The organism is Areca yellow leaf disease phytoplasma, assembly GCF_041920595.1.
Genome location: NZ_CP169277.1, coordinates 231,335 through 234,342, shown reverse-complemented (window position 1 = coordinate 234,342; position 3,008 = coordinate 231,335). Strand labels below are relative to the sequence as shown.

The 3,008-nt window shown below is 28.6% G+C and carries 5 protein-coding genes; 4 read left to right on the top strand and 1 reads right to left on the bottom strand.

What is annotated here, in order from left to right:
* Positions 1–77: 77 nt before the first annotated feature.
* Positions 78–539 (bottom strand): sigma-70 family RNA polymerase sigma factor, encoded by a 462-nt coding sequence (locus ACEW7V_RS01350; protein ID WP_374695740.1) that lies wholly within the window; start codon positions 537–539, stop codon positions 78–80.
* A 1,025-nt stretch (positions 540–1,564) separates the two neighbouring features.
* Between ACEW7V_RS01350 and ACEW7V_RS01345 the strand changes: the two genes are divergently transcribed.
* The 4 genes from ACEW7V_RS01345 (at position 1,565) to ACEW7V_RS01330 (ending at position 2,807) form a co-directional block, all read left to right on the top strand.
* A complete protein-coding gene (locus ACEW7V_RS01345) occupies positions 1,565–1,828 on the top strand; it encodes a hypothetical protein (RefSeq protein ID WP_374695638.1) in 264 nt (87 codons plus the stop codon).
* Between the two features lie 56 nt (positions 1,829–1,884).
* The gene (locus tag ACEW7V_RS01340; protein ID WP_374695637.1) at positions 1,885–2,112 is read left to right on the top strand and encodes a hypothetical protein; all 228 of its coding nucleotides are present in this window, start codon (positions 1,885–1,887) and stop codon (positions 2,110–2,112) included.
* 163 nt (positions 2,113–2,275) lie between these two features.
* The gene (locus ACEW7V_RS01335) at positions 2,276–2,365 is read left to right on the top strand and encodes a hypothetical protein (RefSeq protein WP_374695739.1); all 90 of its coding nucleotides are present in this window, start codon (positions 2,276–2,278) and stop codon (positions 2,363–2,365) included.
* 73 nt (positions 2,366–2,438) lie between these two features.
* On the top strand, positions 2,439–2,807 hold the full coding sequence (locus ACEW7V_RS01330; protein WP_374695636.1) for a hypothetical protein: 369 nt from the start codon (positions 2,439–2,441) through the stop codon (positions 2,805–2,807).
* The last annotated feature ends 201 nt before the right edge of the window (positions 2,808–3,008 follow it).

Sequence of the window (3,008 nt, the reverse complement as noted above, 5' to 3'; positions counted from 1 at the left end):
AATCACTTGTACTTCGTTTCAGTTACGTATTACTATCAACAAAATAATAAGTGGTTGTATTTTTTTGATAATTCATATTATTTATTTCCTTTTATATTTTTTAATTTAGCAATTGCTTTGTTTTGATAAATTTTATTTGTGTTGGATAAATTTAACATTTTACCTATATTTTTGTTGGAATACTCAATTTGAGGGGATTGGTTTTGGTTTTTTAAAGGAATCCCAAAACTTAATCTAATAATCTCGAATTCTTGGGGATTTAAAATAGATTTGATTGTTTGAATAAACAATTCGTGATTAACTTGGTTTATCCAAATTTGATGAGGGTTTAGATTATAGCGCCCGTTGATATTAATAGATTGGTGTTTTTTTTCTTCAAAAGGAATATTACTTACTTGTTTTTCTTTCCTAAACGCCTCTCTGGAAGTTGAAGTAGCTTGTAGGCCTCTAATAAGTTCTGTGATTTCACCTTTAATTTTTGGGATTGCATAAAAAATGAAGTCATAACCTAAATCTTGATAATTATTTAAAGCTTTTATTAACCCTAAAATTCCTTCTTGATATAAATCTTCTCTTTGAATCGTTTTAGGGAAATATTTAAATTGTTTAACTATTTTTTACTAATGGTAAATGCATTTCGATTAATTGATCATGAGGTGCTAAAATTCTTTTTCTTTTTTAAAAAACTTTAGAATAATTGTTGTCGTAGACATTTTATTCACTTTCTAAAATGTTTTTGAAAAGGATAAAAGTTATTTTTTTAGTCTTGAAAAGAAAAAAAAAAGACTAACGAATAGTTAGTCTTAAAGAATTTTAAAAAGTAAAAAAGTTTTCTAAGAGTTTTTGGAACACCTCAACTTTATCATCTTCCCCCAAAGTTTCTACTACTTGAGTTGTTGTTGTTTTAGTTGTTAGTTCTGCTCCAACTGTTTTGATAAGTATTAAATAAAGAAATAAAAGTACACTAAATAAAAATAAACTAAAAAATAAAGATTTTTTCTTTCCTAAACGACATTATTTGCATTTATGCTTTGTCCTTCCTTTTTACAATATTAATATAGCAAACACAAAATTGCTATTACTTCTATTATAACTCAAAAAGCCCATTAGAGTATTTTTTACTCAATAATTGTAAAAACCACAAAATAACTAGTTTTTATGTTATAATATTTTGTGATTAAGTTGTATAAAATATCATCTTTTTATCCAAATTATCAAAAACAATAATAAATATTTTACCAAAAATAATGAATTAAAAAATAATTGGTAAATGTTTTTCATAATTAATATTTTGCTATTTGCAAAGTTTTTTTATTTATCTTTTTACATGTTTTTCATGTTTTACAATTTTATTTTTATTCTTTATTATTTAATCTATTTTTAATATTTTATAAATTTACAAAAAAGGAGCTATTCTTTTGAAAAATTACAATGCCGATAGTATTCAAATTTTAGAAGGTTTTGGGAAGCAGTTCGCAAACGACCAGGAATGTATATTGGTTCAACTGCTCAAAAGGACTTCATCATTTAGTCTGAAATCGTTGATAATTCCATTGATGAAGCTTTGGCAGGACACGCTAACAACATTACTTTAGAAATCCTACCTGGAGAAATTATTAGTGTTTCTGACAACGGTAGAGAATCCCAGTTGATATTCACCCCAAAAACAGGAAAACCAGCAGTAGAAACAATTCTAACTACTCTTCATGCTGGAGGAAAATTTGACAGTTCTTCTTACAAAGTTTCAGGAGGACTTCATGGTGTGGGAGCCTCTGTGGTAAATGCTCTTTCTACTTGGTTTACTGTGAAATTCAATTCATCTCAATAAGCAAATCTATTTTCAAAAATACGAAAAAGGAATTGCAGGTTCGCCTTTGGAAGTAATTGGAAAAACTAACAAACGAGGAACTACTATCCAATTTTTTAGCAGACCCTGAAATTTTCCAAGAAACTACCATTTATAACTTTGATACTCTCAAAGAAAGAATGCAACAATTATCTTTTTTAAACAAAGGTCTTAAATTAAACATTGCTGACAAAAGATACGAAAAAGAAACTGTTTTTAACTTTTGCCATGAAAAAAGGTTTGCAAGACTACCTAGATTTTATTAACACTAGTCACAAACAAACTCCTTTTCACGAAATTTTTTATCTGGAAAAAGAATCCCAAAAACTAGCTTTTGAAATTGTTTGTGAATACACCACCAAAATTCAGTCTCCCCCCTAAAAAAGATACACAAGGAAACGAAATAGAAGAAAAAGAAGGCAAGATGCTATTCCTAACTACACCCAAAGCCAAAAAATCTTTTCTTTTGTTAACAATATTCCTACTCATGAAGGAGGAACTCACGAAGAAAGGCTTTAAACTAGCCTAAACCGTGTTATTTCTAAATATGCTAAAGATTCAATCTTTTTAAAAAAAGACGAACATTTATTAAGTGAAAGACATCTTAGAAGGAATTACTGCTATTATTTCTTTAAAACATCAAGACCCTCAATTTGAAGGACAAACTAAAACCAAACTAGCAAATACTGAAGTAAGACAAATTACATCCCAATTATTTGGCGAATTTTTAAGAAAAAAATATTTATTAGAACATCCCCAAGATTCAAGAAAAATAATTGATAAATGTCTTCTTTCTGCAAATGCCCGTCTAGCTGCTAAACGTGCTCATTATGAAGTAGTAAGAAACAACCCCCTTGATTCTTTAGGTTTTGCCTCCAAATTAGCTGATTGTAGAAGTAAAGACCCTCATATTTCTGAACTCTACATTGTCGGAAGGAGATTCAGCGGGCGGTTCTGCTAAACTCTGGAAAAGACTCACGTTTCAAGCTATCCTTCATTTACGTGGTAAAGTCCTTATCGTAGAAAAAAGTCTTAGATGCTTTCAAAAATTCTTACCAATAAAGAAATTAAATCCTTAATACAAGCAATTGGTGCAGGAATTAACATTGGTAAAGGCAAAGACTTTAATATGGATAAAACTGTTATCACAAAATTTATCATT